Here is a 26,471-nt window from a genome sequence, read left to right as displayed (position 1 = left end):
TTTTGTTATGGCTGAATACGTTGGCATTGACCTTGGAACCACGCTCTCGGGCCTGGCTTATTTGAAACCGGATGGCAACCCGGAGATCGTGCCTAACTCAGATGGCGAACGACTCACGCCTTCCGTCGTCTTTTTTGAAGGGCATGAAGACGTCAAACTCGTCGGCAGCCCCGCCCGTGATGGGGGCGAGCCTGACCGTACCATCTTCCAGATCAAACGTTACATGGATGATCCGGAGCATCTCGTGGAGATCGATGGGAAAAAATGGACTCCCGCAGAAATCTCCGCGCTCATCCTTTCGAAGCTCAAGCGCGACTGCTCCAAGATCATCGGTGACATCACCGAAGTGGTCATCACCGTGCCCGCGAATTTCAATGAACTGGCGCGCAAAAGCACCATCGCCGCCGCAGAAATGGCGGGCATGAAGGTGAAGCGCCTGGTCAATGAACCCACCGCCGCCGCCGTGTACTACGCGCACAGCCAGGCGGTGAAGGGACGCATCCTGGTCTATGACCTGGGCGGTGGTACGCTGGATGTCACCATCCTCGAAGTGGAAGGGGACAACATCCGCATCCTCACCAGTGAAGGCGCGCGCCACCTCGGCGGCAGTAATTTTGATGACATGCTGCTGGCTGCCTATGCCGAGCAATACACCAAGCAAACCGGGGCCCCGCTTTACAATGATGAGCGCCACCGCCGCCGTGTGCTGCTGGCCACCGAAGACGCTAAAAAGATGCTGTCCAAGCTCCAGCGCGTGAATGACACCGTGGCCAATGACAAGAACGACGGCCTAGCCCGCATCGACCTCACCCGCGAGACCTTTGAAAAAATGATCCGCCACATGCTTACCCGCACCGTCATGCTGGTGGAGCAGGCGCTGGACTCTGCCAAGCTCAAGGTGAGCGAGATTGATCACGTTGTCCTCGTCGGCGGTTCTACTCGCATCCCTAAGGTGAAAATTGTGCTGGAAAAGATGTTCGGCAAAACGCCGAAATCCTGCGGTAACGTGGACGAATGTGTGGCCTTGGGGGCCGCCTTGTTTGCCAAAAAATCCGCCCGCATCCAGGAAGTGTGCAATGCCAGCTACGGCACCGTCGCCATGGTTTACAATGCCAAAACTGGCGAGGAGAAACTGATGAACTCCGTGGTCATCCCAAAAAACACCCCCATCCCATGCTCCCGCACCCAGGTCTATCAGACCAGTGAGGACAATGAGCGCGTGATCGAGGTGGACATCACCCAAGGCGAAGATGAGGACGCCAAGTTTGTGGACATCATTGGCCGCATCACTCTGGAAGTGCCACCCAACCGGCCCAAGGGGTGCGAAGTGGCGGTGACCTTCAGCTACGATGAAAACCAGCGTGTGCGCGCCCTGGTGGTGGATAAACAGTCTGGCCGCAGCCGTGAAGTGGCTGTGAGCTATAAAGGCGCAGGCGTGCTTTCAGATGAAGACCTGAAACGCAAGACGGCCCACCTGCGTGCGATGCGCATCGAGTAATCCCCGCGCAGCCGCCCCAACCCCGAACGCCCCACGCCCATGTTCAAAAAGATCCTCCAATCGCTCTCGAAGTCTCAGTCTGCTAAGCAGCCCGTTGCTGCCCCGGCCCCTGTCAGCAAACCGCAGCCCGAAGCCCCGAAACCGGGGAGCGTGCTGCAAAAGATGTCCAAACCAGCCGCCGCTGTCGTCCCCACTCCGGCAGCCGCCCAGACTCCTGAGGAGCTGTGTGAAATCACTCCCAAAATGGCCAAAGACCAGATCCAGGCTCGCTTGAAGCTGCTCTACCGCCGTTACAATCGTAGCGCCTCCAGCTTGGACCCCAAGATCCGCCAGGAAGCCGATGGCATGCTGGACGCCATCGTGCGCGTGCGTGAAAAACACTTTGGCGAAATCTAGCGGGGCGGGGGGCTGCGCCACTTGGAAACAGGTTACGGCTTTAGCGCTCGAGTGTGGATTCCAAGGCCAGCGCTTGAGTTTATTTTACGCCTGTACCTCGCCCCTTCCCGAAAAAGATTTCCCTAAACGCGGCGATAGCTTGGCATGGCTGAGGCTGTTTGATAGACAGCACTTATGTCTGACCTTTCTGACTCTTCTCCTGCGGCTGCGGTTTTATCAGATCAGGAGGCAGTGACCCTCCTGGCGGGGGCACGGGAACGCATTTTGGCGGAGGTGGGAAAGGTCATCGTGGGGCAGATTCAGGTGCTGGATGAGATGCTCATCGCCCTGCTTTCCGGCGGGCACTGCCTCATCACCGGCGCACCCGGTTTGGCGAAGACCCTGCTGGTGAAGACGGTGGCAGAGGTGTTTGACCTCAGCTTTCACCGCATCCAGTTCACGCCAGATCTCATGCCGTCTGACATCACCGGGACGGAGATCCTGGAGGATACGGAGCGCGGTCGTCAGCTCGTTTTTAAACCCGGCCCCGTGTTTGCGAACATGATCCTGGCCGATGAAATCAACCGCACCCCGCCGAAGACCCAGGCCTCTCTGCTGGAGGCCATGCAGGAGCACCAGGTGACGGTGGCGGGGAATACCATGCCGCTGCCGCAGCCATTCTTTGTCCTGGCCACGCAAAACCCCATCGAAATGGAGGGCACCTACCCGCTGCCCGAGGCGCAGCTGGACCGCTTCATGCTGAACATCGTCATTGATTACCTCAGTGAAGATGAGGAGGTGGCCGTGGTCACCCGCACCACCAGTGGCAAGAGCGAGCCCGTGCAGCGCATCTTCCACGGGCCGCAGCTCCAGGCCTTCCACCGGCTGGTGAAAAAAGTCCCCATCGCGGAGGACGTGGCCCGTTTTGCCGTTCGCCTTTCCGCCGCCACCCGCCCTGGCCGCACGGGCGTGCCGGACTTCATCAATGAATGGGTGAGCTGGGGGGCAGGCACACGCGCCTCGCAATGCCTGGTGTTAGGCGGCAAGACCCGCGCCCTCCTCCAGGGCCGCGCCCATGTAACGCTGGAGGACATCCGCGCGATGGCCCACCCGGTGCTACGCCACCGCGTGCTCATCAACTACCGGGCCGAGGCCGAAGGCGTCACCGTCGGCAAGGTGATTGATCGGCTTTTGGAAACCGTGAAGTGAAGCGCCCCTGTGCCGCCTTGGACGTGCTTCCAGTTAGGCCGAGCTAAAATATCCCCTCAACCATTTTCGTGAAAGTTCATCCGCTAACGACCGACCTGCAATGGGACGCTGAGGCCCCGGCCACCGCCGCAGATCTGCGTGCCCTGGCTGCTGCCACTCCCTACGCCTTGCCCGAAGCCTACCTCGACTGGCTGCGCCGGGGAAATGGGGGTGATGGCCCCATCTCACTAGACCCTGGCTGGCTGGTCTGCTGGTGCGCGGAAGATGTGCCCGTGGCGAATGCCGAATACGGTGTGCCCTTCCTCGCTCCTGGTTTCTGGGCCTTCGGCAGCAATGGGCGCGAGGAACTGCTGGCCTTTGACTTCCGCAGCAGCCCCGCTGCCATCGTCATGCTGCCCCTGGAGGGCCTCGCCCCCGAAGAAGCCATCCGCCTGACCCCCAGCTTCGAGGAGTTTCTCGAACTCGCCTTCCAAAGAGAAGGCTGAGGAAAAGCAGAAAACAAAAAGCAAAAAGCAGAAAGTAGAAAACAGAAAACTGAACACAGAAAACTGAACACAGAAAACTGAACACTGAAACCCCACCGCAGCCCCCCACCCCTCTCCTTTCAACTTTCCTCCTTCCCCCTCATGCCTACCACCCTCGATCCCGCCGCTTTGGCCCGCATCCGTTCCCTGGAGTTGCGGGCGAAGGTCATCGTCGAGGGACTTTGGAAAGGCATGCACCGCAGCCCCTACCACGGCTTTTCCGTGGAGTTCAGTGAGTACCGCGCTTACGTGCAGGGGGATGATCCCCGCTCCATTGACTGGAAGGTCCTGGCCCGCAGTGACCGCACCTTCATCAAAAAATTTGAGGATGAGACCAACCTCCGCTGCCAGCTCGTGGTGGATCACAGTCGCTCCATGCAGTTTGGCTCAGGCCCGCTGACGAAGGCCGACTACGCCGCCACTCTGGCCGCGACTCTAGCGCTCTTTCTCATGCAGCAGGGAGATGCCGTGGGCGTCACCACCTTTGGCCCCAGCTTGCAAGAGCACCTGCCCGCGCGCAATCGCCCCGGCCACCTGCGCCGCCTCATGCTGGAGCTGGAAAAGCCCGCCCCCGCCGGAGCTACCGCGCTGGATCTCAGCGTGAAACAACTGGCCGACCTGCTGCGCAAACGCGGCCTCATCTGCCTGGTTTCGGACCTGCTCGCGCCGGTGGATCGGCTGGAGAAACAACTCGGTTTGTTAGGCGCGATGGGGCATGATGTGGTGCTCTTTCACGTCATGGACCGGGCCGAGATTGATTTCACATTCCCCAAGGCTGCGCACTTTCGCGATGCCGAAACCGGCACCGAGCGTTTCATTGACCCTGCCACTGCGCGGGAGACTTACCTGAATCGCTTGAACGTCCACCGCGACTTCATCCGCCGTCTGTGTGAGCGCCAGGGCATCGAGTACCACTGGACCCCCAGCGACCAGCCTTTGGAAAGCGTGCTCTTCGATTTCCTCTCCGCTCGCGCCCGCAAAAAAGGAGGCCCCCGCCGATGAAACACCTCCCATCCGCCATGGAGCGCACGCGTCTCGCGTGCCGGGTTCTGCGTCCTCGCGTCCCGCGCCTGCGGGATCACGCCCCTCGCCCGCCCCTTTGCACCTCCCCCAAGCTGACGGCGGGACGCCGTCACACCTTGAACCCCTCGGCCTTCGTTCGCCCCAGACACCGACAATCCCAGTCTGCCCCTTTGCACCCAGATGCAAAGGCCCAGCGAGACTCAATAACGGAGTTCCGCGAGACGCGAAACTCAGCACGCGAGACGCGTGCGCTCCATCGCGTACGCCGCCCCAAGACCGCCCCCAAGCTAACGGCGTCTCGCCGTCAGCACGGTCCCCTCTTCCTTCACTCCCCCGTTCGCCACGGTCCTCGCGGCCTTTAGAGACCTTCACCCCATGATCTGGCTCTTTCCACTTTACCTGCTCGGGGCGGCCGCCGTTTTGGGGCCCATCCTCATGCACCTGCGTCGGCGCCCGCCGCAGGACCGGGTGGAATTCAGCTCCCTCATGTTTCTCGACGCGCAGACGCCCATGCCCGTCTCTAAGCGCCGTCTGGAGCACTGGCTGCTGCTTCTCCTCCGCTGCCTCGTCCTCCTCCTCCTCGCCTTCATGTTTGCCCGGCCCCTCTGGCGGGGGGAGGCCGCCACCGCCCTCGGGCAAAACCAGGCCACCATCCTGCTGCTGGACCGCAGCGCCTCCATGCGCCGGGGAGATCTCTGGGCCCAGGCCGTGGCGCAGACGCTCAAGGCCCTGCCCACTGCCCCGGCAGACCGTGTGGCCGTGGCCGTTTGGGATGATCAACTCACCCCCCTTTGGACTCTCACCGAAGATGCCCAGTCAGCAGGCAGTCGCGCCGCCCTCATCCGCCAGCGTCTGCAGGCCACCCAGCCCGGCTGGGCGGGGACAGATCTGGGCCTCGCCCTCACCCAGGCCGCCTCTTGGTTCAGCCGTGAAACGGGTCTCACAGGCCTAACAAAAAGCATCGTTCTCATCACCGACTTCCAAGAAGGCAGCCAGCTCGAGGCCCTGCGCAGCCGCGTCTGGCCGGAAAACATCCGGGTCAAAATCCAGCAAGTCTCCCTGCCGCGCGCTGCGGATAACTTTTCCCTCACCCTCGCCGCCGTCAATGCAGCCGCGGCCGCCCGCGCCGAGGCTGAAGCCCCCGCTTCCACAGCGCCCTCCACCGGCCCCGTGGCCACCGCAGCCACCCAGCGCGTACGCCTCGGCAGTGCGCGGGATTCGCAGGTGGCAGACTACACCCTCGCCTGGGAAAACGGCGGTGGTGCGCCCCTCAGCGGTTATTTGCCCGCCGGGGCCAGCCGTGTCCTGCCCGTGCCCCCAGCCGGGGAGGGCGCACGTGTGCTGCGCCTGAATGGCGACGCGTGGGACTTTGACAATCGCGTCTTCATCGCCCCGCCCCAGCCCCGTCCCGTGCAGCTCCTTTTCATTGGCGAAGAAACCACCCGCGATCAAGCCGCCTCTCCCCTGTTTTACCTCAGTCGCGCATTGCAGAAAACCGCCACCCTCCTGCCTGAACTTTCCGTTAGGCCACCCTCGGCTACGGATTTGCCCGCAGGGACCGACATCGTCTTCATCGCCAGCCCCACGCTCGCCCCGCCGCTACTCGCCGCCCTGCGCAGCTTTCTCCAGACCGGCGGTTTAGTCGTGCAAGTGGTGGAGGAGGCCACGCCCGCCGCCACCCTCACCACCCTGGCCGATTTACCCGCAGACAGCGTCCAGGTGGCCCCGGGCCGCCCCACGGCAGACTACCTCATGCTAGCGGAGGTGGATGCCAGCCAGCCCCTACTGCGCCCCTATGCCGATGAACGCCTGCGCGACTTCACCAAGCTGCGCTTTTGGAAACATCGCCTCCTCACCCTCACCGGGCCTGCCCAGGTGCAGGTGCCCGTCATCGCCCGTTTTGACAATGGCGCACCCGCCCTGCTCACCACTGCCGTGGGGCAGGGGAGGCTGCTCTGGCTCACCAGCGGCTGGCACCCGGCGGATAGCCAACTGGCCCTCTCCACTAAGTTCGTGCCACTACTCTATGGCTGGCTGGAGGCGGCAGGATTCCGCCATGAGCAGGCCGCCTCTCTCCAGGTGGGTGATGTCCTGCCTAGCCTCCCTGGCATCGCCATCCTGACCCCAGAGGGGCAGACGCTCAAGCCCACGCCTGAAACCCCTCTGCGCGCCGAAAGTGTGGGCCTCTACACCTTGCAGACCCAGCCTCCGCAATTCCTCGCCGTGAACCTCCCGCCTGAGGAAAGCCGCATCACCCCGCTGGACCCCGCCAAGCTGCGCGAGCTCGGCCTGCCCCTCACCACCGCCGAGGATCCCGCCACTGCCCCTGTGAAGGCGGAGGAAAAAGAACGCCTCGCCACCCAGGAAGAAGAAAGCCGCCAGCGCGTGTGGCTCTGGCTCCTGGCCGCCATGCTCGCCACCCTCGGGGCCGAGACTTGGCTGGCTGGGAGAAAACGCACCCCTCAGCCCACCACCACATGAAGCTGCCCCTCGTTCGCCATGGAGCGCACGCGTCTCGCGTGCAGGGTTCTGCGTCCTCGCGTCCCGCGCCTGCGGGATCACACCCCGTCCGCCCCCTTGCACCTTCCCGAGAGGAGCGCGGATTGCCTTACGGCTGCCTCCGGAGCTCTTGTCCGCAACGTTCGCCCCAAACTTCCCTCGTTCGCCCCAGACCAATGTATCGCTCCCAGACCGGCTGAAGCCGGGACTACAATGCGCGGCGCCCCACGCGCGACGACTTAGCCCCCTAAACACACCTCTTGTTAATCCTGCTATCTTGTCAATCCTGTAAAAAAAACGGTGCCCTGCTCTCTGCCATCCCGTTTGTACCTAAACCCATTCGTAGGTAGCTCCGTCCACCTCACCCCCTCCAGGCCATGAATGACCACATCCTCAAAGCCAAGTTGGATGAATTGCAGGCACGCCTGAGGACCATCCAAAATCATCGCCACGCCGCCATCGTCACCCTCGGCACTGCCTCTGGCATCGCCCTGCTGCATGCGGGGAATCTCACGCCCCGCAGCAGCCTCGGCTGGCTCGCGCTTTTCGTGACCTTGCCCACGTTTTTTATCCTGCTGTCTCTGTGGCTACGCCCTTGGAAAAAGTGGGACCACCGCAGCATCGCACGCTTGGTCGAGTCGCGCTTTCCTGAGCTGAATGCCCTGCTGCTCACCGCCACGGAAAATCTCAATACTCTAGGCGAAGAAAACCGCAATGTCTTCACGCAGCGCGTGCTTGAACAGGCGGTGGACCAGGGCGCACGGCAGGACTGGGTGAGCGTGCTCACTCAGCGCCAGCAGCGGTGGGCCCAGGGGCTGAACTACGTGGGGACTTTCGCCCTTTTTATCATGGTCACGGTGGCCACCCTCTGGCACCGGGACCGCATTGCCGAGCGTCAGTCTAACCAAGAGATTGCCAAAAAAGACACGCCCGCAGCAGCCGCTGCGCCCACATTTGCCGTCACCCTCACGCCGGGCGATGTCGAGATCGAACGCGGCAGCCGCGTCATTGTCGAGGCCACCTTCGCCCAGGACGTCCCTCCTGAGGCCTCCCTCGTCGTCAGTGAGCTGGACGGTGCGGTGCGCGAACGTCTGCCCATGCGCCTCACCGTGGATGGCCAGATCTTCGGCGGCCTCATCGCCCGCGTGGATGCCGATGCGCATTACCATGTGGAGTTCCAGGGCGGTCGCAGCCAGCAGCATCGCCTAACCACCTTTGTGTATCCCGCGCTCGTGCGGGCGGATGTCAAGATCACCCCCCCTGCCTACACCGGCCTGCCTGTGAAGGAGGTGAAGAATACCCTGAAAGTCACCGCCATGGAGGGCAGCACCCTCGACTTCATCTTTCAGGTCAGCGGCCCCGTGAAAGAGGCCGAACTCTTCGGCGAGGACAAAACCATCCTGCCCCTGAAACCCAGCCCCACCGATCCCACCCAACTTATCGCCACGATGAAGGCGGAAAAGACCCAGCGCTGGCGCCTTCACCTGGTGGATGCGCAAGAACGCGCCAATAAAAATCCGCCCTGGCTCAGCGTGAAGGTGCAGTCGAATCAACTCGCCAAAATCGAAGTCGTCTTCCCCAAACGCGACATCCAGGTCTCCGCCATTCAGGAACTCCCCGTGGAGGCGAAGGTGTGGGATGATCTCGGTGTCACCCAGAGTGGCGTCAGCTTCAGCCTCGCCGGGCAGAGTAAGGAGGTCGTCTTTAAGCATGGCCCCACCGCCCCAGCGAAAAAACAGGATGTGCGCGAGCTACTGGCCCTGGAGCATGAAAGCGCCCAGCCGCGCCAGCTCGTGAGTTACCACTTTTGGGCCGAAGACAAAGGCCCCCAGGGGGAAGTCCGCCGCGCCATGAGCGACATGTTTTTTGCCGACGTCCGCCATTTTGAAGACATCTTCCGCGAGGCTGAAGCCCCACCGCCCGAACCCGGCGAACCCAAAAAAGAGACCAATCTGGACAAGCTGGTGAAGCTGGAAAAAGAGATCGTCAACGCCACCTGGAAACTCATCCGCGATGCCAATGCGGGCCGCACCATGGAGGCCGCCTCGCCCGATGTCAGCGTCGTCCAGGAATCTCAAAACCTCGCCCTTGAGCAGACCAAAGAGCTCATGGAAAAGGCCGAAGATCCAGAGATCCGCAACACCCTCACCGAGGCCTGGAAGTCCATGAAGGACGCCCAGTCCCCGCTCACCCAGGCGGCTGAGGAAAAGAAACGCGCCTCGCTGAATCAGGCCCTCACCTTTGAACAAAGCGCCCTCGAATGGCTGCACCGCGCCCAGAGCCGCGAGCACAGCGTGATGCGGCAAAACCAGCCTAGCCAGAGCGCCAGCGCCTCTGAACAATCCCAGCAAAACCAGATCATGAATCTGGAACTCAAGCAGCAGGAACAGCGCTACGAAGAGGAGAAAAAAGCCAGCCCCGAACAAACGGCTGAACAACAAGAAAACCTCCAAGTTCTCAATCGCCTCAAGGAACTGGCCCGCCGCCAGGAAGCCCTGGCGGAGAAAATGAAAGAGCTGCAAAAGCAACTCGACAAGGCCCAGAGCGAAGAAGAAAAACAGGAGCTGGCCAATCAACTCAAACGCCTCCAGGACGAGCAAGAACAACTCCTCCGCGATGTGGACGACCTCCAGGAGCGCATGGACACCTCCGAAAACACCTCCAACCTCGCCGAGGCCAAAGACCAACTGGAACAAACGCGCGAGCAAGTGATGGACGCCGCTGAAAAGCTCAAGCAGCAGCAACTGGCCGAAGCCGCCAACGCCGCCACCCGCGCCCAGCGCGAACTGGAGGCCATGCAGGAGGACTTCAAACAAAAGACCGCCAAACGTTTCACCGATGAAATGACCCAGGTGCGCCAGCAGGCCCGCAGCGTGGCCGAAGCCCAGAAAAAGATCAGCGAAGCTCTCGAAAACCAAAAGACCCCCAAGGCCGGCAGCGACACCAGCGCCGCCTTGGAAAAAGTCCTCGATGGCAGCCAGATCGCCCGCCAGATCGAGGATCAAGCCAGCCAGGTCAAAGACCTCCTGGAAAACATGCGCCGCCTCAGCGAGCAGGCCGAAGGCAACAACCCCCTGTTGCATCGCCGCCTCTACGAAGCCGTGCGCGACGCCCAAACCGGTGGCCTCGAAGAAAACCTCGAAGAAGCCCGCCTGCAATCCCGCTACGGCAACCGCAGCGAAGCCCAAGACGCCGAACGCCAAGCAAACACCACCGTCACCCAGCTCCAGCAAAACGTCGAAAAAGCCGCCGAAAGCGTCCTCGGCAGCGAAACCGAATCTCTACGCCTCGCTCGCAGCGAGCTGGATAAACTCATCGAAGGCATTCAGCAGGAGGAAGGGAAGGGTGAGTCAGAAGGTCAAGGCAGTCAGCAAGGTCAAGCGGGTCAAGGCCGCCAAACCGCAGCGAACGCCCCCGAGGGGAGCGCGGACATTCGCTCCGCGGCTACGCAGCCTGTCCGCAACGAAAGCTCTATCGCCTCCAACAATCCCAAAAGCCCCACCACCCCAAACCAACCTAGCGAAAACGGCCAAGGCAGCCAACCTAACCAAAAAGACGGCCAAGCCACCGCCCAGGCCCCCAGCGAAAAAACTCCCAAACCCGGCGAAGGCCCAGATTCCACTGGCGGCCAAAAAGGCGAACAACCCAGCGGCGACCCCGGAAATCCCATCCCCCAAATGGCCCAAGGTCAAGGTGGTCAAAGCGGTCAAAAACCAAGCGAAGGCCCCAACGGCTCGCAAGATCCTACCACGCCTGGAGGTCAAGGCGTCCAAGGCCTCGCTAACTCCCCCGAGGGGAGCGCGGACACTCCTGTTCGCAACGCCAGCTCTAACGCTCCCGCCAATCCCAACGCACCCAATCAACCCAACGGCCCTGGCAATTCACCTAACAACAAGGGTGGTAAAACTTTGGCCAATGGCAATGCTTCCACCCCCTCCGCAGGCCGCAACCTCTCCGGCAACGATCGCCGCAGCAGCTACCCTCAGGCCACCGGGGCCGACCGCAGCGGCGGTGCTTTCTTCTTCGACGAAACCGCCGAGCAAACCGACCGCAGCCCCCTCACAGGCAGCGGTTACCAAGAATGGGCCGACCGCCTCCGCAACGTCGAAGAGCTTCTCACCCAGCCGCAGCTTCGGAACGAAGCCGCCAAAGTTCTCGACAACGCCCGCGCCCTCCGCATTGACCACGAGCGCAACAACCTCGCGCCCCAGTCCGACCACCTCGGCATGTGCATCACCCAGCCCCTCGTCGAACTCCGCAACCGCGTCGCCGAAGAACTCGCCAGGCGCGACCCCGCCAACCCCACCGTCCCCGTGGACCGCGACCCCGTCCCCCCCGCCTTCCGCGACCTCGTAAAACGTTACTACCAGGAGCTCGGCCATGGCAACTGACCTTCGTCCGCCCAAAGTGATGCAGGCACTCCTGCCTGCACCCGTTCGCCATGGAGCGCACGCGTCTCGCGTGCAGGGTTCTGCGTCCTCGCGGAACTCCGTTATCACATCTTCGTCCGCCCCTTTGCACCCTCTCGAGGAGAGCGCGGACACCATGGAGCGCACGCGTCTCGCGTGCAGGGTTCTGCGTCCTCGCGGAACCCCGTTATCACCCCCCATCCCCCCCTTGCACACTCCTCAAGCTGAAGGCGAGACGCCGTCACACCTTGAATCCTCACGCCTCCGTTCGCCCCAGACCTATCGGTCCTTCAGTGGCCACCTGCTGGCGCAGTCAACTCCATGTTGAAGCCCCCCTCTCACGTCCCTCATGACTGACCTCGCCCTCCAGCACCCCGAGCGTCTTGCGCTCGCCCTCGGCCTCCTTGCCGTCGCGCTGGTCCTCCTCGTCCTCGGCTACCGCCGCACCTCCTGGCGCGGCCCCACCCGCTGGGTCGCCTTCGCTTGCAAAGCCACCGCCTGGGCCCTGCTCGCCCTTTGCCTCACCGATCCCGTCGCCACCCGTCGCCAGCCCAAAACGGGTGAGAACGAAGTCCTCATCGTCGCCGATAACAGCGCCTCCCTCAGCATCGCCGAACAGCCCGGCCAGCCCACCCGCGCCGCCCAGCTCCGCAGCGCCTTGAATGCCGATCAAACCACCCCACCCGCCTGGATCGAAGAGCTGGGAAAAAGCTTCCGTGTCAAGACCCTCCTCGCCGATGACCGCCTGCAAAGCGTGGCCGACTTTCGAGGCCTGGACTCCACCGGCCCCCGGTCAGAGCTGCACCGCGCTCTCACCACTCTGAGCAGCGGCGGCCCCGGCAGCCGCGTCGCCGCCATCGTCCTCCTCAGCGATGGCTCCCCTACCGATGCACCCGCCACCGCACCGTCACCCGCCGGGCCCCGCATCCCCATCTTCACCGTCCAGGTTGGCCTCGCCGCCCCCCAGCCAGATCTCCACCTCCTCCAGCACAGCCTCACCCAGACCTGCTTTGAGGACACCCCCATCACCCTCACCGCCCAGGTCGCCGGACACGGCTTCAGCGGTCAGGAAATCGCCGTCGCTGTCATGGATGAGGCTGGAAAAACCGTCGCTAGTGAAAAACTCCGCCTAACCAAAGATGACACCGCACACACCGTCCGTCTGCGTTTCCCGACTGTGAAACCCGGCGTGTCCTTTTACCGCCTGCTCGTCCTCCAGGCCGCTCTTTTGCCCAAGCTTCCCCAGGGTGAATGGAAGACCCTCGCCCAAGAAGCCACCCTGGCCAATAACGAACGCCTCCTTTCCGTGGATCGCGGCGCAGGCCCCTACCGCATCCTCTACGTCTCCGGGCGGCCTAACTGGGAGTACAAATTCATGCGCCGCGCCCTCCTCGGCGATGATGAAATCCAGATGCCCTCCCTCATCCGTATCGCCAAACGCGAGCCTAAGTTTGAATGGCGCGGCCGCACGGGCGAGACCAGCAACCCCCTCTTTCGCGGTTTTGGCCAGCAGGCCGAAGCCCAGCGTTATGACCAGCCCGTGCTCATCCGCCTGGGCACCCGCGATGCCCAGGAACTGAGCGACGGTTTCCCTAAAACCCCAGAAGACCTCTTTGGCGAATACCGCGCCATCGTCATTGATGACCTCGAAGCCGCCTTCTTCACCCAGGAGCAGATGAACCTCATCGAGCGCTTCGTCAGCGAACGCGGCGGCGCTCTCCTCATGCTCGGCGGGCAGGAATGTTACCAGGCCGGTGGGTACGATCACACCCCCATCGGCCGCATGCTCCCAGTCTATCTCGACCGCATCAGCCAGGCCCCCGCCCTCCAAAACGCCCGGCTCAATCTCACCCGCGAAGGCTGGCTGGAGCCCTGGACACGCCTGCGGCCTAACCGAGAGGAGGATGAAAAACGCCTCGCTAAGATGCCCGCCTTCCAGGCTGTGAATCAGACCTTCTCCATCAAGCCCGGTGCCAGCGTCATCGCCACCGTCAGTGGCGATGAACAGGAGGCCCTGCCAGCCCTCGCTTCCCATCGTTTTGGCGAAGGCCGCGTCAGCGCCCTCATGGTGGCAGATCTCTGGCGCTGGGGCCTGAGTGATGAAGCCGCCGCCCAAGATCACCAGCGTGCCTGGCGGCAAATGATGCGCTCCCTCGTCGTGGACGTGCCAGATCGCCTCCAGATCACTGCCACCCCGCAGGCCGACCGCGTCAAACTCCAAGTCCGCGTGCGTGACCGCGCCTTCATTCCCGTGGATGACGCCCTCGTCAAAATCGCCATCACCACGCCCGATGCCCAAACTTCCACCCTCTACGCCGAGCCCAGCCTCAAAGAGCCCGGTCTCTTCGAGGCCGACTTTTACCCCCGCCAGCCCGGCCCCTACCGCGCCGTGGCGGAGGTGCGTGCCCCACCCACCGCCGAGGCGCAAACAGCAGGCACCTCCACGCATTCCACCTTATTGTTAGGCGGTCCCGCCACCGGCTGGGCGCACGATCCCCTCACCGCCGAATTTGCCCACCTCAAACCCGGCACCGAAGGGCTCACCAACCTGGCTAAAGAAAGCGGGGGCCAGGCCCTACACCTCGCCGATGTCGCCCAGCTCCCCGAGCTGCTCAAGAACATCCGCGTCCCCGTGGAGGAAACCCTCTCCACCCCCCTCTGGCACACCCCTTGGTTCTTCCTCCTCATCCTCGCCCTCCTCACCCTGGAGTGGTACCTCCGCCGCCGCCATGGCCTCGCCTAACCATGAATGCCTCCCCGTACAGTATTCATCACTCTCCGAGTGATGCCGTCCACCCCAAGATACCCCCGTCCGCCATGGAGCGCACGCGTCTTGCGTGCTGAGTTCTGCGTCTCGCGGAACTCCGTTATCACCCCCTCGTTCGCTGAAACCCAACCACCGCCCTTCATCTAGATCCGCCCACTAAAAAACCGAACACTGAAAACTGCCTCCCCATGCCCCGCCTCCTCGTCCTCCTGCTCAGCCTCGCCACCGCTCTCAGCGCCCAGCTTCCTCCACGGGACGCCCAGGTCCTGCTCGCCCTCGGTGCACCCGGCACAGAGGAATACGCCCCCCTCTTCCAGGCTCAGGTGACCACTTGGAAACAGGCCTGTGAAAAAGCCAGTCTCCCGCTGCAAATCATTGGCCAAGACCCCCCCGCGAAAGACGCCCCCACCGACCTCGCCCAGCTCACCACCGCCCTTCAGCAGGCCCGCGCCAAACCCACCGGCCAGCTCTGGCTCGTCCTCATCGGCCACGGCACCTTCGACGGCCGCGAAGCCAAGTTTAACCTCCGTGGCCCGGACCTCAGCGCCCGCCAGTTGGCGGAGGAACTCACCCCCCTCACGCAGGAACTCATCTTCATCCACACCGCCTCCGCCAGCGCCGGATTCCTCCCCCCGCTCATCGGCAAAAATCGCGTCCTCATCAGCGCCACCAAAGGCCCCGATGAAGTCTTCTACACCCGTTTTGGCGAGCACTTCGCCCCCGCCATCGCAGGCCTGCCCGAGGCCGATCTGGATCAAGATCGCCAAGTCTCCCTCCTGGAGGCCTTCCTTCACGCCAGCCACCAGACCGCCGACTTTTACGAAAAAGAAGCCCGTCTCGCCACCGAGCACGCCCTCCTCGAAGACAACGCCGACGGCCAAGGCACCCGTGCCGAAGCCTACATCGGTGTCACGGCCCAGAGCCCCCAGTCCGATGGCGCGCGTGCCGCCCAGATCGCCCTCGTCCTCAGTCCCGAAGAACAAAAACTCACCGACGCCCAACGCCAAAAGCGCGACACTCTCGAGCGCGCCCTCGAAGACCTGAAAGTCCAGCGTGAAAAGCTCGGTGAAGCCCGCTACTACACCGACCTCGAATTCCTCCTCCGCGACCTCGCCGAAGTCTATCGTTGAATTCCTTCCCGTTAGGCCACGTGGCGGGACCCTGTTTTGATCAGCTTCAGCGGCTCCGCGCCCTTGACTCGAGGATCCGCCACCGCCTTCTTTTTCGCCCGCTTCGGTTTTGCCGTCGCCTTCACCTCCTCCTCATAGCGCCGCCGTGCATACTCGCGCATCTGTTCCAGGTGCACCTCACGGTTCTCCTCCTTCCACGCCTTCACACGCTCCTCCTCACGCAGGGCAAAGGCCGGGTCGCTCGCACGTTTTTCCCGGTACCACTTGGCCTTCGCCGCCTTTTGCTTTTCAGGGTCCGCATATGGCATTCATTAGCAAACCATCATTCCACCATCCGTCAATTATCACTTCGCCATTCCCCATCGTCGAGACTCCACACCGAGGCCCAAAACCCCTAACCAGGAACCGCTGCAAAACTTCGCCCCCTCCCTCATGGTCTAACCCATAACCCACTTTCTTTCCCCTCCACGATCAGGGCTAAAAGAAGCAAAAAAGAAAAGATACCAGGTGCTCAATGCATTACGTCACGCCAGCAGGTTAACGAAAGTTAGCGTTTAATTCATTGAATATCAGGGATTTATAACGCACGTCTTATATTATGCCTGGCATCTTTTTTGCTATTATGCACCGGAACTGGGCCGGTGGCTGTCACGGGATCCGATCGAGGAAGATGGAGGGATTAACCTGTATGGGATGGTTGGGAATGATCCAGTGAATCGAGTAGATTATCTTGGTCTAGCCACTGAATATGACTCGTCAGACGAAGCTGCACGCGTAGCTTTGACATTAGCTAAAGAGCTTACACGTCAATCTGACGATAAAAGTAAAGCTCGCCAAAACCCAATAGTTTCACGTCAAAAAGATAAATTTCCACGAGGTAAGTTAGGTAACGAATACGGGGGCCTTATATGTGCTAAAAAAAGCTGCGAAGTTAAATATATCTTTACGGGTCCTATTAGCGGAGATACGGGCGTAGTGAATCCAGATAAAGCACCATGTCCTGAAGGTTGGTTTAAAACGGGAGAGTATCATACCCATCCTGGTGGGGGCCAACCCCCTCAACCTGATTTGACGCGAAGCAATGTACCCAACAAAGATGGCAGTAAGCAAAAAAATTATGTGGGTGATGGGCGGGAAGGTGGGGGGGATGACTATGTATATGGACCTGGAGAACCCGGTCCAGGTGGAGTTCCAAGTTATATCATTAATTCATTTCGTTGAATGGAAATTTCATTATGAAAATATATTTTTATGTAATAATTGCTTTCTTCGTGAGTTCTCTCTGTGCGCTCGATACTAAAGTGTCTATACCATCCCTGCTTAATGTGCAATATTCTTCTGGCGTGATGGTTACCACAAATAGTATTCGAGATGATTGTATGAAGGCCCTTGCTGGAGTTTCTAAAGAGTTGGCGGCGGAATTGAAAGCTGCGATCATTTTTGAAGGGTGGCCGGAGGTTGAGATTGGTGTGCCAAAAATAAATCTCGATCTGGAGAAATTCAATATTGGTGAGATGCTAACTATACTAGCTGAGTACCACGGAGGAATTGTTGAATTTGATCATTCCAAAATAACTGTGCGTGGTCCACAATCTGAGATCTATTCGTCACAATGGTTTGCGGTGACACCCGATCTACTAGCAGTCGTCACAGAAAAACCCAAGTTAAAATCGAAATTTGTGACAGTTGAAGAATTTGTAGTAGCCCTCCAAGAATCCAAGATTGCCGCTCAAATGAGAATTATGGATATAAATGAAAAATCAAATACAATACTTATTGGTTCATCAATCATTAATCTTAAGAGAATTGATGCGCTACTCATTTTGAGTGCCCAAAAATAAAGGAAAAAGATGCCTGGCATGAATGCCACTCAGTTAAGGTAAGGTATCGTTGATTTTGAGCTGTTTGAAAAGTGTGGAACGGTTGGGTGGCCAGTGCAACTCAGCCTAGGTTTCCGGGTTGCAAGAGCATGTGCCATTCATGCCAGGCAATCAGTGCTGCTTCTTTAATTTCTTGGCTTTGATTTCTCCTCATGAAAACCACCCGAACGCTTGATCTTCAAGGGAATGCCATGGAGCGGCAGCTTGTTGGGATCAATGCCAAGACGGCTCCTTACCCAGCGGCGCGTTCTTGGTCCGGCGGGCGCAGGCGAGTGGTGGGAAAGGGGCCCTTGGAAAGTTACTGTTACCACGTCATGTCACGCACCTGCGGTGGTGAGGTCTTTTTTGACGACGTTGAAAAGGAAGCGCTGAAGCGGCTGATGTGGCGGCTGGCGGACTTTTCAGGCGTGAAGCTGGTGACTTACTGCATCATGGGCAATCACTTCCATGTGTTGGTGGAGGTGCCTCGGCGTGAGGTATGGTTGCAGCGATTCGCAGGTCCCGCTGCTGAAGAAAAACTCTTCGAACATCTGCGCCTGCTTTACAGCAAGACCTACCTGGCCTTTCTGCGTGAGGAATTCGCGGAGCTGCGTCGCCTGGGACTGGAAGCCCGAGTGCAGGAGAAACTGGAAGCTCTCTACAAACGTTTTTGTGACCTCTCCCTTTACGTCAAGGAGGTCAAAGAACGCTTCAGCCGTTGGTTCAACAAACGCCGGGGCCGACGCGGCACGTTGTGGATGGATCGTTTCAAAAGCGTGATGGTGGAAAGTGGGGGCGAAGCACTGCGGACGATGGCGGCTTACATTGATCTGAACCCGGTGCGGGCGGGATTGGTGGAAGATCCCAAAGACTATCGCTGGTGTGGGTATGTCGAGGCCGTGGGTGGTAGCCGGAGAGCCCAGCGTGGGCTGTGCAAAGTGGTGGCTAAACCTGTGGATGGATGGGTGAAACACGAGGCGGCGAAGGCCTACCGCTGCCTGCTGTATGCCAGTGGCATGGAGGTGAGAGATGCGCAGAACACAAACGTGGTTAGGCCGGGAGTAACCGCGGAGGAGGCCCGAAAAGTGCTGGCTGAGAAGGGGAAACTGAGCCCAGCGGAACTGGTGCGGCTGCGGGTGCGCTATTTTACCGATGGGCTGGTGCTGGGAAACCAGGCGTTTGTGGAAAGCGTGTTTGAAGAGAACCGGGGTTGGTTCGGCCCAAAACGCAAAGATGGCGCGCGAAAGCTGAGCGAGTGTGCGGGGAATCTGTTTTCGCTGCGCCGATTGCGAGTGCGTGCGGTAGGGTGATGCGGCACACGATGCGGAGAAGAGTCTCCGCGCTCCTCTCGGGACGGAGCCAGGTGGCCCACTATGTTCGGGCTCCGCTTGCGAGGCCACTTTAACAAGATGTCTTCCGTGTTGACCCCGAAGAAGGCGAGGGATCTAAACGTTTTGTTAGGCCTGACGGGTGGTTTTCCTTCTTCTCAAATCGTCTTCAGCAGTCGGGCGACGGCGCGGAGGGGGATGGGGACGAGGTGGGGGCGGTAGCTGAGTTCGTAACCGATCTCGTAGAGGGCTTTGTCGAGGATGTGGAGGTCGAGCAGCAGTTGGGTGCTGGCGGGAGTTTGGGGCAGGAAGCTTTGGCCGTGAGCGGTGGAGAAGTAGGCGTGGAGGTAGGCTTGGACGGTGGTGTCGGCCCAGGCTTGGGCCCAGGGGGCGAGCAGGGGGTGCTCCTCGGCAGGGGCCTCGTGCAGTGCGGCGGAGGCGGCATATTCAAAGGAACGGACCATGCCGGCGACATCCCGCAGGGCGGGGCGATGCAGACGCCGCTCGTGGAGGGGCAAGCGGGGTTCGCCCTCAAAATCAATGATGACAAAATCCTGCCCGGTATTGAGGGTTTGGCCGAGGTGGAAATCGCCATGCACGCGGATGCGGCTGCACTGGATGTCTGCCTGCTGCAGCTTTTCGTAGGCGTGTAAAAGGTGGTCCTGGCCGTCTAAAATTTCACGCGCCAGAGCCTGGGCGGACTCGGGGAGTTGGTGGTATTGCTGGTGCAGTTCTTGGAGCACGCGGGTGGCCTTGGCCTGCATGTCTTGGCTGAGGATTTGGCCATCGTGGTGGGTGAAGGGCTGCGGTTTGAAGTCGGCATGGAGGGAATCTGCCGCCAGGGCGATGTGCATGCGGGCGGTGAGTTGGCCTAACTGGGCGGCCCGGCTGGGGTAGCTGCTTCTGCCGATGACGGCGGCTTCTCTTTCGGCTGAATGCGTTTGGCGAGTTTGCCGGACTTGATCCAGCACTTGCCGCACGGCTTTCAGGGTGAAGGTCCATCCATCGTTCTCATGCGGGGTGTAGTGCGTGAGCATGGCGGCGACGCCGCTCTGGCCCTGAGCCTGGAGATTGAGCGCGCTCAAAAAAGGTGGGACCTGAAAGTGATGTCGCGTGAGGTGCTGGGTCAACTCCACCTCCGGGTGGATGCCGAATTCAAATTTGCGGAAAAACTTGATCAGCCAGCGGTCGGCGTAGCTGAGGGAGGTATTGGACTGTTCACCGCTGAGCACGCGGGCCTGGAGGGCGGCTAGAGTCAAGTCGGCTGTGGGGGCTTGGACGGGGCTTTCTAAGGTGAGTGAAAGGGGGGCTGCTAAAGGGGTGTGGCCGATCAATCCCCGGAAGAGGGCTGCCTGGAACTCGGGAGTGTGCAGGGCATCCTCAAGCCGGGTGCCATCGCTCCACTGGCCTAACAAGCGATGCGGAGACGATGTGGTCTCTTCTCGTGGCTCGCCTGGGGAGCGGACGCAGAGGGGCATGAGATAGTGCTCGGGCGGGCCTTCCTGGAAGGTGATCTCCACCCCGAGGATGTGCACGGAGGTGCCTGGGAAGAGCGTGTCCTGGATGATCTCCACCTTTTGCAAAGCGCGTGCTTTTCCCCCGAACCATCGGCACTGGGATAGGTAGCGGGGGAGAATGTCCTGCGCTAACTTTTGAGTAAGGGCGGGGCTCCAGCAGGGAGGGGATGTCCCCAGGGTATCCAGAGGTTCTTGGTCAGGCGTTTGCAACACGCGCGATATAGAGCCTGAAGGGCGTAACGTAAAGCCCTGTGGTTAAGGCCTGGCGCTGGGCGATGATGGAACGAGGCGGATGTCTTTGAAGCCGGCGCGGTCTCCGAAGACGAGGAAGTTGAGGGCTTTTTTCTCTTCCTGAAGAAGGGGATGCGTGCCTGTGATGCGGGTTTCCTGGACCTGGACGGTGACTTCGCTGCCGTGAAAGGTGATGCGCACGGGATACCAAGTCTGGGGTTGAAGTTCCAGCGCTTTGCGGGCGAGGGGAACGGTGTGCTCCTGGGTCTGGCCGGGATCTGGATTTTTGGTGAGGCCTAGGTGAGTGGGGCTGATCTCGATGCGGAAGCTGTGGCGTTCAGAGCCCGCCTCAATGCGCAAGGAGTGGCGATCTGCCCCCTGGAACTGGATGCGGTAGTCCAGCGTGGCCTCGGTGAAGGTCACCGGCACGCGCAGGGTGGCCCCTGCGTCTTTGCTGCCTTTCTGGAGGCCCCACACGGCACCTTCCTCCGCTTTCCAGGTGCCGCGTGTGATGGCCCAGGGGGCATCGGGCAGGGCGGTCAAAGAGGCCTCTAAAAGGGGTGTGCCAGGGATGGGGGCAAAGGTGGTGGTTTTCGTCGGTTGCTTGACCTTCACAGGTGGGAGTTCTCGACTGTAGCCACCTTCGCGATAGCGAGTGAGGAGGGAGCTGAGTTTTTCAACGATGTCGGGGTGCTGGGCGCTGAGGTCCAGGGTCTCAGCCGGGTCTTTTTCGAGGTTGTAAAGCTGGGCGTGGAATTCGTCGGACCGGCGTTGTTTGACGCCCGGTGCAGGCACGCCTTCCACCCATTTCCACGGACCTTGGCGGATGGCAAAGACACCGTCAGAGCTGTGAACGATGAGGTGATCACGGGCAGGTGGGGCGTTCTCTCCCAGCAGAGCGGGGAGGAAGTTGTGGCTGTCTTCGGCGGCCTGTTCGGGCGTGGGTATTTTTTCACCGACGAGGGCTGCGGTGGTGGCGAGGAGATCGGCCACACTCACCATTTCATCACACACGGTGCCTGCCGGAATCTTGCCCGGCCACCGAGCGATGAAAGGGACCTTAAAGCCGCCCTGCCAGACGGTGTGCTTGCCGCCACGGAGCGCGCCATTCACTTTCAGACCGGCTTTGTAAGCGGTGGTTTGCAGCATGTCACGTTCGGGCTTGAAGACGCCGCCATTGTCACTGGTGAAAAGGATGAGGGTATTGCCTGCCTGGCCGCTTTCATCCAGGGCGGTGAGCACACTGCCCACGCTGCGGTCCAGCTCATGGATCCAGTCGCCATACAGACCTGCGGGGCTCTTGCCAGCGAGCTCGGCGCTAGGCGTGACGGGATTGTGCACGGCCACCGGGGTGTAGTAGAGAAAGAAGGGGTGGTCCTTGGGCTGGGCGCGGATCCAGCTCGTGGCCTTTTGAGTGAGCAGCGGCATGACCCGGTCATTGACCCGGCGTGGGGCATCGAGATCGAGGATTTTCGCGCGGCCTGATTCGGTGTCTTCCGCTGTGTAGGTGGGCTTGTAATTAGGGTCATCACTGTCGGGCCCTGGCACCTTCATCCCAGCGGGGATCTTGCCGCTGCGTAGTCCATAGACATGCCGGTTTTCCACGTAGATGCCCGTGATGTCGCCGTGATTGGCAGGCACGCCGAAGTGATAGTCAAAGCCGATTTCGAGAGGGCCGGGGGAAAGCTCGGCGGTGTAGTCGGTGCGCCACTGGGGGGAGTCATCGGCGCGGCCATAACCGAGGTGCCATTTGCCGATGGCTGCGGTGCTGTAACCCTGCTTTTTCAAGAGAGAGGCCATGTTCAGGCGGGTGGTCTCAATGTGCAGCGGGGAGAAGGTACCCAGGACGCCGCTTTTGGCCGTGGTGCGCCAGCAGTAGCGGCCGGTGATGAGCGAGTAGCGCGTGGGGGAGCAGACGGAGGAGGTGGTGCTGGCATCGGTAAAGCGCCGCCCTTCACGGGCCAGGCGATCCAGGTGCGGGGTCTGCACCAGTTTCCCATCGGCCCCGTAGCAGCCAGCGCTGCCGTAGCCGAAGTCATCGGCCAAGATGATGACGACATTGGGCCGCTCTGCCGCACTGAGCGTGAGGGCAAAGAGGCAACTGAGAGCGAGCAAGAACTTCATGTGGCGCATGGAAACGAAGCTCTTCGCGGGACATAGCCACAAAATGCAGAATAAATCGAGGCGCGCTCTCCTGGCATGACTCATTGAGGAACCCAGGCCATGCAGAAAAGCGATAGATGCGGGCGCTTCCTCAGTATCCTAGCTTGCCTACACCCGCCGCTTGTGGTGTGGATTGGCTCCCTTTTTTGACATGCTGCGCACTCTCCTCTTTACCTTGTGTTTTCCGGTCTTCGCTTCCGCTGCACTTCTACCTCCCGGTTGGGATGCGAAGGCGGCGGGAGATCGCGTGATGGCCGGGCTGGTGAATACCACGGAAGCTCGGGTGAAAGGGGCGCATGATGCCGAGATGGTGATCGTGAAGGACCGCGCCTACATCGTGGCCGAAGCGAATGATGTGAAGGGTGGGGAAAGTGCGGACTGGCCCTTTGTTTACGTCACGCTTGCCGTGGTGAATGTGAAGACGCTGAAGGTGGAAAAGAGTGTCTGTTTTGCGAAGTCAGAGCAGGTGTTTGAAAATGTAACACTGCCTGTCGGGGCCTGTTTCGTGCCAAGGATTTTGCAAAAGGATGAGCGCACGCTGCGCTGCTATTTTGCCAGTGAGTCCCCGAAACAGCGGCAGGCGCAGACGTGGTTTTTGGATTACGATTTGGAGAAGGGGGCTTTTGAATCGCAACTGCACAAGGCCAAGATCAAGACAGCCGCAGGCACCTTTGACATGCAGCCGCAGTACTTTCACCAAGACGCCGCCGCGCAGGGATTCACCCGACCAGCGGTGGACTTTGGCCTTTACCTGTTTGATTCCTTCAAGGTCTTCGATGGCAAGACCTACGTGGCGCTGAATAACTACCCCGGTGGTCAGAATGCCCTGGCAGTGGTGAATGCGGATTTGGACACGTTTGAAGTGTTAGGCCACTACAATGAACCGGGTGATCTGAAGTTGACCGAATCGGCGGTGAATCGCCTGCCAGATGGCACGTGGCTGGCGATCTGCCGCCAAGAAGGAGGAACACGGAACTACACCTTCAGCAGCAGCCGGGATGGCCGCACCTGGACCAAGAATGAGCCGCGTGCCTGGGTACCCAATGGCACGTCTTCCAAGCCTACCTTTGACCGCTTGAAAGGGCTTTATTACCTGGGCTGGCAGGAGGCCACGCAGATCCAGGGAGTGAGCCGGTCGGTCTTCAATCTGGACGTGTCTCAAGACGGCGTGACCTGGGAGAGGAAGTACCGCTTTGAAACCGAGAAGTCTTTTCAGTACCCGGTCTTTCGTGAGCATGAAGGGCGCATCTACCTCAGCGTGACTCAGGGGGATACGGACGTGAGCCGCAAGGAACGCATCATGTTCGGGGTGTTGGAATAACCATTTTTATGATCATGTCTTCTTCTGCTTTTCCAGATTCTCTTCAGACCCATCTTCACCACACGGGTGTCATCGCCGTCCTCATGATTGATGAGGTCAAGGATGCGGTCCCGGTCGCGCGCGCCCTGCTGGCGGGCGGGGTGGATTGTCTCGAGCTCACACTGCGCACGCCCGTGGCCATGGAGGCCCTGCGTGCGATCCGCGCGGAGGTGCCCGAGATGAACATTGGTGTGGGCACGATCCTGAACGTGGCCCAGGTGAATGAGGTGAAGGAAGCGGGGGCTGCCTTTGGTGTGGCTCCCGGGATGAACCCGCGCGTGGTGGCAGAGGCGGTGCGCATCGGCCTGCCGTTTGCACCGGGGATCTGCACACCGACGGATATCGAGCTGGCGCTGGAGCAGGGCTGCCGCCTGCTGAAGTTTTTTCCTTCGGAACCCTGCGGCGGGCTGGCCTACCTGCGCACCATCGCTGCACCTTTCGCTCACCTGGGCGTGAAATACATTCCGTTAGGCGGGGTGGGCGCGGACAATGCGGAAAGTTATTTGAAGGAGCCTTCCGTGTTGGCTCTAGGCGGCTCCTGGTTGGCCTCAAAGCCCCTCATCCACACCCAAAACTGGGACGCGATCACGACGAATGCGCGCCGGGTGAAGGCCGTGGTGAACCAGCTCCGTGGAGGCCAGGCATGAGCCGCATCGTCACGCTGGGAGAGATCATGGCGCGGCTGGCTACGCCTGGGCATGGGCGTTTTCAGCAGGCGATGCCAGGAACGCTGGAGGTGACCTTCGCCGGGGCAGAGGCCAGTGTGGCCATGTCCATCTCCTACCTCGGCGGTGAGGCGGCTTTTGTTTCGGCTCTGCCCCAGCATGCGATTGCCGATGCGTGTGTGGCAAACCTGCGCGCGGTAGGCGTGGAGACCCGGCACATCCTGCGCACGGAGCAGGGCCGGTTAGGCCTCTATTTTTTAGAGACGGGGGCCAACCAAAGAGCCGGGCAGGTGATCTATGACCGGGAAGGCTCGGCGATGGCCATCACCCCGGCTGCGGCGTATGACTGGGCAGCCATTTTTGCAGAGGCGGAGTGGTTTCTCATCTCCGGCATCACCCCTGCCATCTCCCGAAATGCCGCTGAGGTAGCGCGCGTGGCCATGCAGGAGGCGGCGAGCCGAGGCGTGAAAATCGCCTGTGACATGAACTTTCGCAGTAAACTCTGGCAGTGGGAGCCGGGGCTGAGTGCGCAGGAGCTCGCCACACGAACCATGCGTGAGCTGATGCCGCTGGTGGATCTCTTCATTGGCGGGCGTGAGGATGCCACCCAGATGCTGGGCCTGGAGATGAGCGCGGTGGAGCCCGAGGCCGTAGCGGGCCAGATTGCAAAAGCGTATCCGCGCCTGCGCTACGTGGCCATGACCTTGAGAGAGGGCATCTCAGCTTCGCATAACAACTGGGGCGGGATGCTGTATGAAACGGCTTCAAGTCAGGCCTTCCGTGCCCCTTTGCAGGCCGGGCAGTATGAGCCGTATGCCATCACCGACATGGTGGATCGCCTGGGCGGTGGAGATGCCTTTACGGCGGGGCTGCTGTTTGCTCTCACCACTCCAGAACTGAGCGCGCCGGGCAAAGCGGTGTCTTTTGCCGTAGCAGCCTCTTGCCTCGCGCATTCTATCCCGGGAGATTTTAACTACACCACACGGGATGAGGTGGAGGCCCTGATGGCGGGAGATGCCTCCGGTCGGGTGAAACGGTGACCTGGCTCAGCCCAGGATCTTGCGGTGACCTGGGCTGAGCCACAGCGGTGGCTTTACCGGGCAGGTGGTGGGCCACCGGGGCCACCTGGAGGTGGCCCTTCACCCCGAGGTGGGCGGCCGCCTTTCGGTGGAGGGCCACCAGGGCCACGGCGCTGTTCCGGGTCTTCTGGGGTACTGCCGAGAACAATGTCCCAGGTGCCGACGAGGTCAGCACTGCCGGTTTGTTTGGGCTTAAACTCACGGATCACCGAGAGGCGCTGCGCCTCCGTGCCCATGCTACGGAGGACGCCATCGCGATCATTCTGCGGCACGCCAGCGATGTAGAGCTGGGTGGTGAGCATGCGTTTATCCCCCTGTTTCACCGCCACATGCCAGTGAATGGTGCGCCCGGTGTAGAGGCCGGGCTTGATGGTGCGGAAGCGGTATTCACCCTTTTCATTGGTGACGATCTTGCCGTAACCCTGGAACTGGGGATCGCGCTCTTTGCCACGCTGGGTGCCACGGCTGTGGATGTAGCATCCATTGTTATCCGCCTGCCACAGCTCGATCAAGGCATCCTGGATGGGCTGGCCATCCACGTTCAGCAGCCGCCCCCCGAATTCCGTCACCGTGCCGACGGCTTGTGCCGCGTTTCCTTGGATTTGCAGAAGGTCATTGTCTTGATCCAGCGGTAGATGATCTGGGTAATACGGGCCTTCTGTGGCACGCGGTGTCAGCGTGAGAGCTTCTGCATAGATGGAGCTGGTGATGATGCCGCCCGTGGTCAGCAGGAGGCTCTGCAAAAGACGACGGCGGTCAAAGCGGATGTGGAAAGGGGCGGGATTCATGGTGGGTGGCGTGTGAAGTCCTTCAACCCACGGATGAGCGACTGGTT

19 protein-coding genes are annotated in these 26,471 nt (G+C 60.8%); 15 read left to right on the top strand and 4 right to left on the bottom strand.

From position 1 onward, the window contains the following. Positions 1 to 7 precede the first annotated feature (7 nt). The 9 genes from HNQ64_RS00230 (at position 8) to HNQ64_RS00190 (ending at position 15,434) form a co-directional block, all read left to right on the top strand. Entirely contained in the window at positions 8 to 1,498 is a 1,491-nt protein-coding gene (locus HNQ64_RS00230) for an Hsp70 family protein (protein ID WP_184204281.1), read from the top strand. 39 nt (positions 1,499 to 1,537) lie between these two features. Then, positions 1,538 to 1,894: a hypothetical protein gene (locus HNQ64_RS00225; protein ID WP_184204280.1), complete on the top strand. Its 357-nt coding sequence runs from the start codon at positions 1,538 to 1,540 to the stop codon at positions 1,892 to 1,894. A gap of 174 nt (positions 1,895 to 2,068) precedes the next feature. Next, positions 2,069 to 3,082, top strand: coding sequence for an AAA family ATPase (locus tag HNQ64_RS00220; RefSeq protein ID WP_184204279.1), 1,014 nt, complete (start codon positions 2,069 to 2,071; stop codon positions 3,080 to 3,082). Positions 3,083 to 3,150: 68 nt separating this feature from the next. Then, positions 3,151 to 3,567, top strand: coding sequence for an SMI1/KNR4 family protein (locus tag HNQ64_RS00215; RefSeq protein ID WP_184204278.1), 417 nt, complete (start codon positions 3,151 to 3,153; stop codon positions 3,565 to 3,567). A 141-nt stretch (positions 3,568 to 3,708) separates the two neighbouring features. Beyond that, positions 3,709 to 4,608: a DUF58 domain-containing protein gene (locus tag HNQ64_RS00210; protein ID WP_184204277.1), complete on the top strand. Its 900-nt coding sequence runs from the start codon at positions 3,709 to 3,711 to the stop codon at positions 4,606 to 4,608. 396 nt (positions 4,609 to 5,004) lie between these two features. After that, positions 5,005 to 7,110, top strand: a complete 2,106-nt coding sequence (locus HNQ64_RS00205; RefSeq protein ID WP_184204276.1) for a BatA domain-containing protein — start codon at positions 5,005 to 5,007, stop codon at positions 7,108 to 7,110. 395 nt (positions 7,111 to 7,505) lie between these two features. Beyond that, a complete protein-coding gene (locus HNQ64_RS00200) occupies positions 7,506 to 11,519 on the top strand; it encodes a hypothetical protein (RefSeq protein ID WP_184204275.1) in 4,014 nt (1,337 codons plus the stop codon). A 367-nt stretch (positions 11,520 to 11,886) separates the two neighbouring features. Then, positions 11,887 to 14,280, top strand: a complete 2,394-nt coding sequence (locus tag HNQ64_RS00195) for a glutamine amidotransferase (RefSeq protein WP_184204274.1) — start codon at positions 11,887 to 11,889, stop codon at positions 14,278 to 14,280. Positions 14,281 to 14,492: 212 nt separating this feature from the next. Next, complete coding sequence (locus tag HNQ64_RS00190; RefSeq protein WP_184204273.1) at positions 14,493 to 15,434, top strand: hypothetical protein; 942 nt, start codon at positions 14,493 to 14,495, stop codon at positions 15,432 to 15,434. 11 nt (positions 15,435 to 15,445) lie between these two features. Here the strand turns inward: HNQ64_RS00190 and HNQ64_RS00185 are convergent, their stop codons facing one another. Beyond that, entirely contained in the window at positions 15,446 to 15,742 is a 297-nt protein-coding gene (locus tag HNQ64_RS00185; RefSeq protein WP_184204272.1) for a hypothetical protein, read from the bottom strand. Positions 15,743 to 15,995: 253 nt separating this feature from the next. Here HNQ64_RS00185 and HNQ64_RS00180 point away from each other — a divergent pair, with 253 nt between their 5' ends. The 3 genes from HNQ64_RS00180 to HNQ64_RS00170 all read left to right on the top strand — a co-directional run bounded on the left by HNQ64_RS00180 (position 15,996) and on the right by HNQ64_RS00170 (position 18,603). Then, entirely contained in the window at positions 15,996 to 16,655 is a 660-nt protein-coding gene (locus HNQ64_RS00180; protein ID WP_184206075.1) for an RHS repeat-associated core domain-containing protein, read from the top strand. A gap of 14 nt (positions 16,656 to 16,669) precedes the next feature. After that, entirely contained in the window at positions 16,670 to 17,275 is a 606-nt protein-coding gene (locus HNQ64_RS00175; RefSeq protein ID WP_184204271.1) for a hypothetical protein, read from the top strand. A gap of 191 nt (positions 17,276 to 17,466) precedes the next feature. Further along, positions 17,467 to 18,603 (top strand): transposase, encoded by a 1,137-nt coding sequence (locus HNQ64_RS00170; protein ID WP_184204270.1) that lies wholly within the window; start codon positions 17,467 to 17,469, stop codon positions 18,601 to 18,603. A 176-nt stretch (positions 18,604 to 18,779) separates the two neighbouring features. Here the strand turns inward: HNQ64_RS00170 and HNQ64_RS00165 are convergent, their stop codons facing one another. Then, complete coding sequence (locus tag HNQ64_RS00165) at positions 18,780 to 20,351, bottom strand: putative maltokinase (RefSeq protein ID WP_184204269.1); 1,572 nt, start codon at positions 20,349 to 20,351, stop codon at positions 18,780 to 18,782. A gap of 42 nt (positions 20,352 to 20,393) precedes the next feature. Then, positions 20,394 to 22,493 (bottom strand): sulfatase family protein, encoded by a 2,100-nt coding sequence (locus HNQ64_RS00160; RefSeq protein ID WP_184204268.1) that lies wholly within the window; start codon positions 22,491 to 22,493, stop codon positions 20,394 to 20,396. Positions 22,494 to 22,683: 190 nt separating this feature from the next. Between HNQ64_RS00160 and HNQ64_RS00155 the strand changes: the two genes are divergently transcribed. Genes HNQ64_RS00155 through HNQ64_RS00145 form a run of 3 tightly spaced genes read left to right on the top strand, consistent with a single transcriptional unit; the run spans position 22,684 to position 25,597 of the window. Further along, a complete protein-coding gene (locus HNQ64_RS00155; RefSeq protein ID WP_221305293.1) occupies positions 22,684 to 23,853 on the top strand; it encodes a sialidase family protein in 1,170 nt (389 codons plus the stop codon). Between the two features lie 14 nt (positions 23,854 to 23,867). Next, positions 23,868 to 24,539 carry a bifunctional 4-hydroxy-2-oxoglutarate aldolase/2-dehydro-3-deoxy-phosphogluconate aldolase gene (locus HNQ64_RS00150; RefSeq protein WP_184204267.1) on the top strand — a complete coding sequence of 224 codons (672 nt, stop codon included), beginning with the start codon at positions 23,868 to 23,870 and terminating at the stop codon, positions 24,537 to 24,539. Next, positions 24,536 to 25,597, top strand: coding sequence for a sugar kinase (locus HNQ64_RS00145; protein ID WP_184204266.1), 1,062 nt, complete (start codon positions 24,536 to 24,538; stop codon positions 25,595 to 25,597). The genes HNQ64_RS00150 and HNQ64_RS00145 overlap by 4 nt, the downstream gene beginning before the upstream one ends. A gap of 53 nt (positions 25,598 to 25,650) precedes the next feature. Here HNQ64_RS00145 and HNQ64_RS00140 read toward each other — a convergent pair whose 3' ends face one another. Then, positions 25,651 to 26,424, bottom strand: a complete 774-nt coding sequence (locus HNQ64_RS00140) for a dioxygenase family protein (protein WP_184204265.1) — start codon at positions 26,422 to 26,424, stop codon at positions 25,651 to 25,653. Positions 26,425 to 26,471: the final 47 nt, after the last annotated feature.

It is taken from the genome of Prosthecobacter dejongeii (assembly GCF_014203045.1).
In the GTDB taxonomy this organism is placed as follows: domain Bacteria; phylum Verrucomicrobiota; class Verrucomicrobiia; order Verrucomicrobiales; family Verrucomicrobiaceae; genus Prosthecobacter; species Prosthecobacter dejongeii.
Note: the sequence above shows the minus strand (reverse complement) of the source record. Positions and strands in the feature narration are given on the sequence as shown.

Coding starts and splice junctions, on each gene's coding strand:
- HNQ64_RS00230 (WP_184204281.1), top strand. CDS start 8: ATGGCTGAATACGTTGGCATTGACCTTGGAACCACGCTCTCGGGCCTG.
- HNQ64_RS00225 (WP_184204280.1), top strand. CDS start 1,538: ATGTTCAAAAAGATCCTCCAATCGCTCTCGAAGTCTCAGTCTGCTAAG.
- HNQ64_RS00220 (WP_184204279.1), top strand. CDS start 2,069: ATGTCTGACCTTTCTGACTCTTCTCCTGCGGCTGCGGTTTTATCAGAT.
- HNQ64_RS00210 (WP_184204277.1), top strand. CDS start 3,709: ATGCCTACCACCCTCGATCCCGCCGCTTTGGCCCGCATCCGTTCCCTG.
- HNQ64_RS00205 (WP_184204276.1), top strand. CDS start 5,005: ATGATCTGGCTCTTTCCACTTTACCTGCTCGGGGCGGCCGCCGTTTTG.
- HNQ64_RS00200 (WP_184204275.1), top strand. CDS start 7,506: ATGAATGACCACATCCTCAAAGCCAAGTTGGATGAATTGCAGGCACGC.
- HNQ64_RS00195 (WP_184204274.1), top strand. CDS start 11,887: ATGACTGACCTCGCCCTCCAGCACCCCGAGCGTCTTGCGCTCGCCCTC.
- HNQ64_RS00190 (WP_184204273.1), top strand. CDS start 14,493: ATGCCCCGCCTCCTCGTCCTCCTGCTCAGCCTCGCCACCGCTCTCAGC.
- HNQ64_RS00185 (WP_184204272.1), bottom strand. CDS start 15,742: ATGCCATATGCGGACCCTGAAAAGCAAAAGGCGGCGAAGGCCAAGTGG.
- HNQ64_RS00175 (WP_184204271.1), top strand. CDS start 16,670: ATGAAAATATATTTTTATGTAATAATTGCTTTCTTCGTGAGTTCTCTC.
- HNQ64_RS00170 (WP_184204270.1), top strand. CDS start 17,467: ATGAAAACCACCCGAACGCTTGATCTTCAAGGGAATGCCATGGAGCGG.
- HNQ64_RS00160 (WP_184204268.1), bottom strand. CDS start 22,493: ATGAAGTTCTTGCTCGCTCTCAGTTGCCTCTTTGCCCTCACGCTCAGT.
- HNQ64_RS00155 (WP_221305293.1), top strand. CDS start 22,684: ATGCTGCGCACTCTCCTCTTTACCTTGTGTTTTCCGGTCTTCGCTTCC.
- HNQ64_RS00150 (WP_184204267.1), top strand. CDS start 23,868: ATGTCTTCTTCTGCTTTTCCAGATTCTCTTCAGACCCATCTTCACCAC.
- HNQ64_RS00145 (WP_184204266.1), top strand. CDS start 24,536: ATGAGCCGCATCGTCACGCTGGGAGAGATCATGGCGCGGCTGGCTACG.
- HNQ64_RS00140 (WP_184204265.1), bottom strand. CDS start 26,424: ATGAATCCCGCCCCTTTCCACATCCGCTTTGACCGCCGTCGTCTTTTG.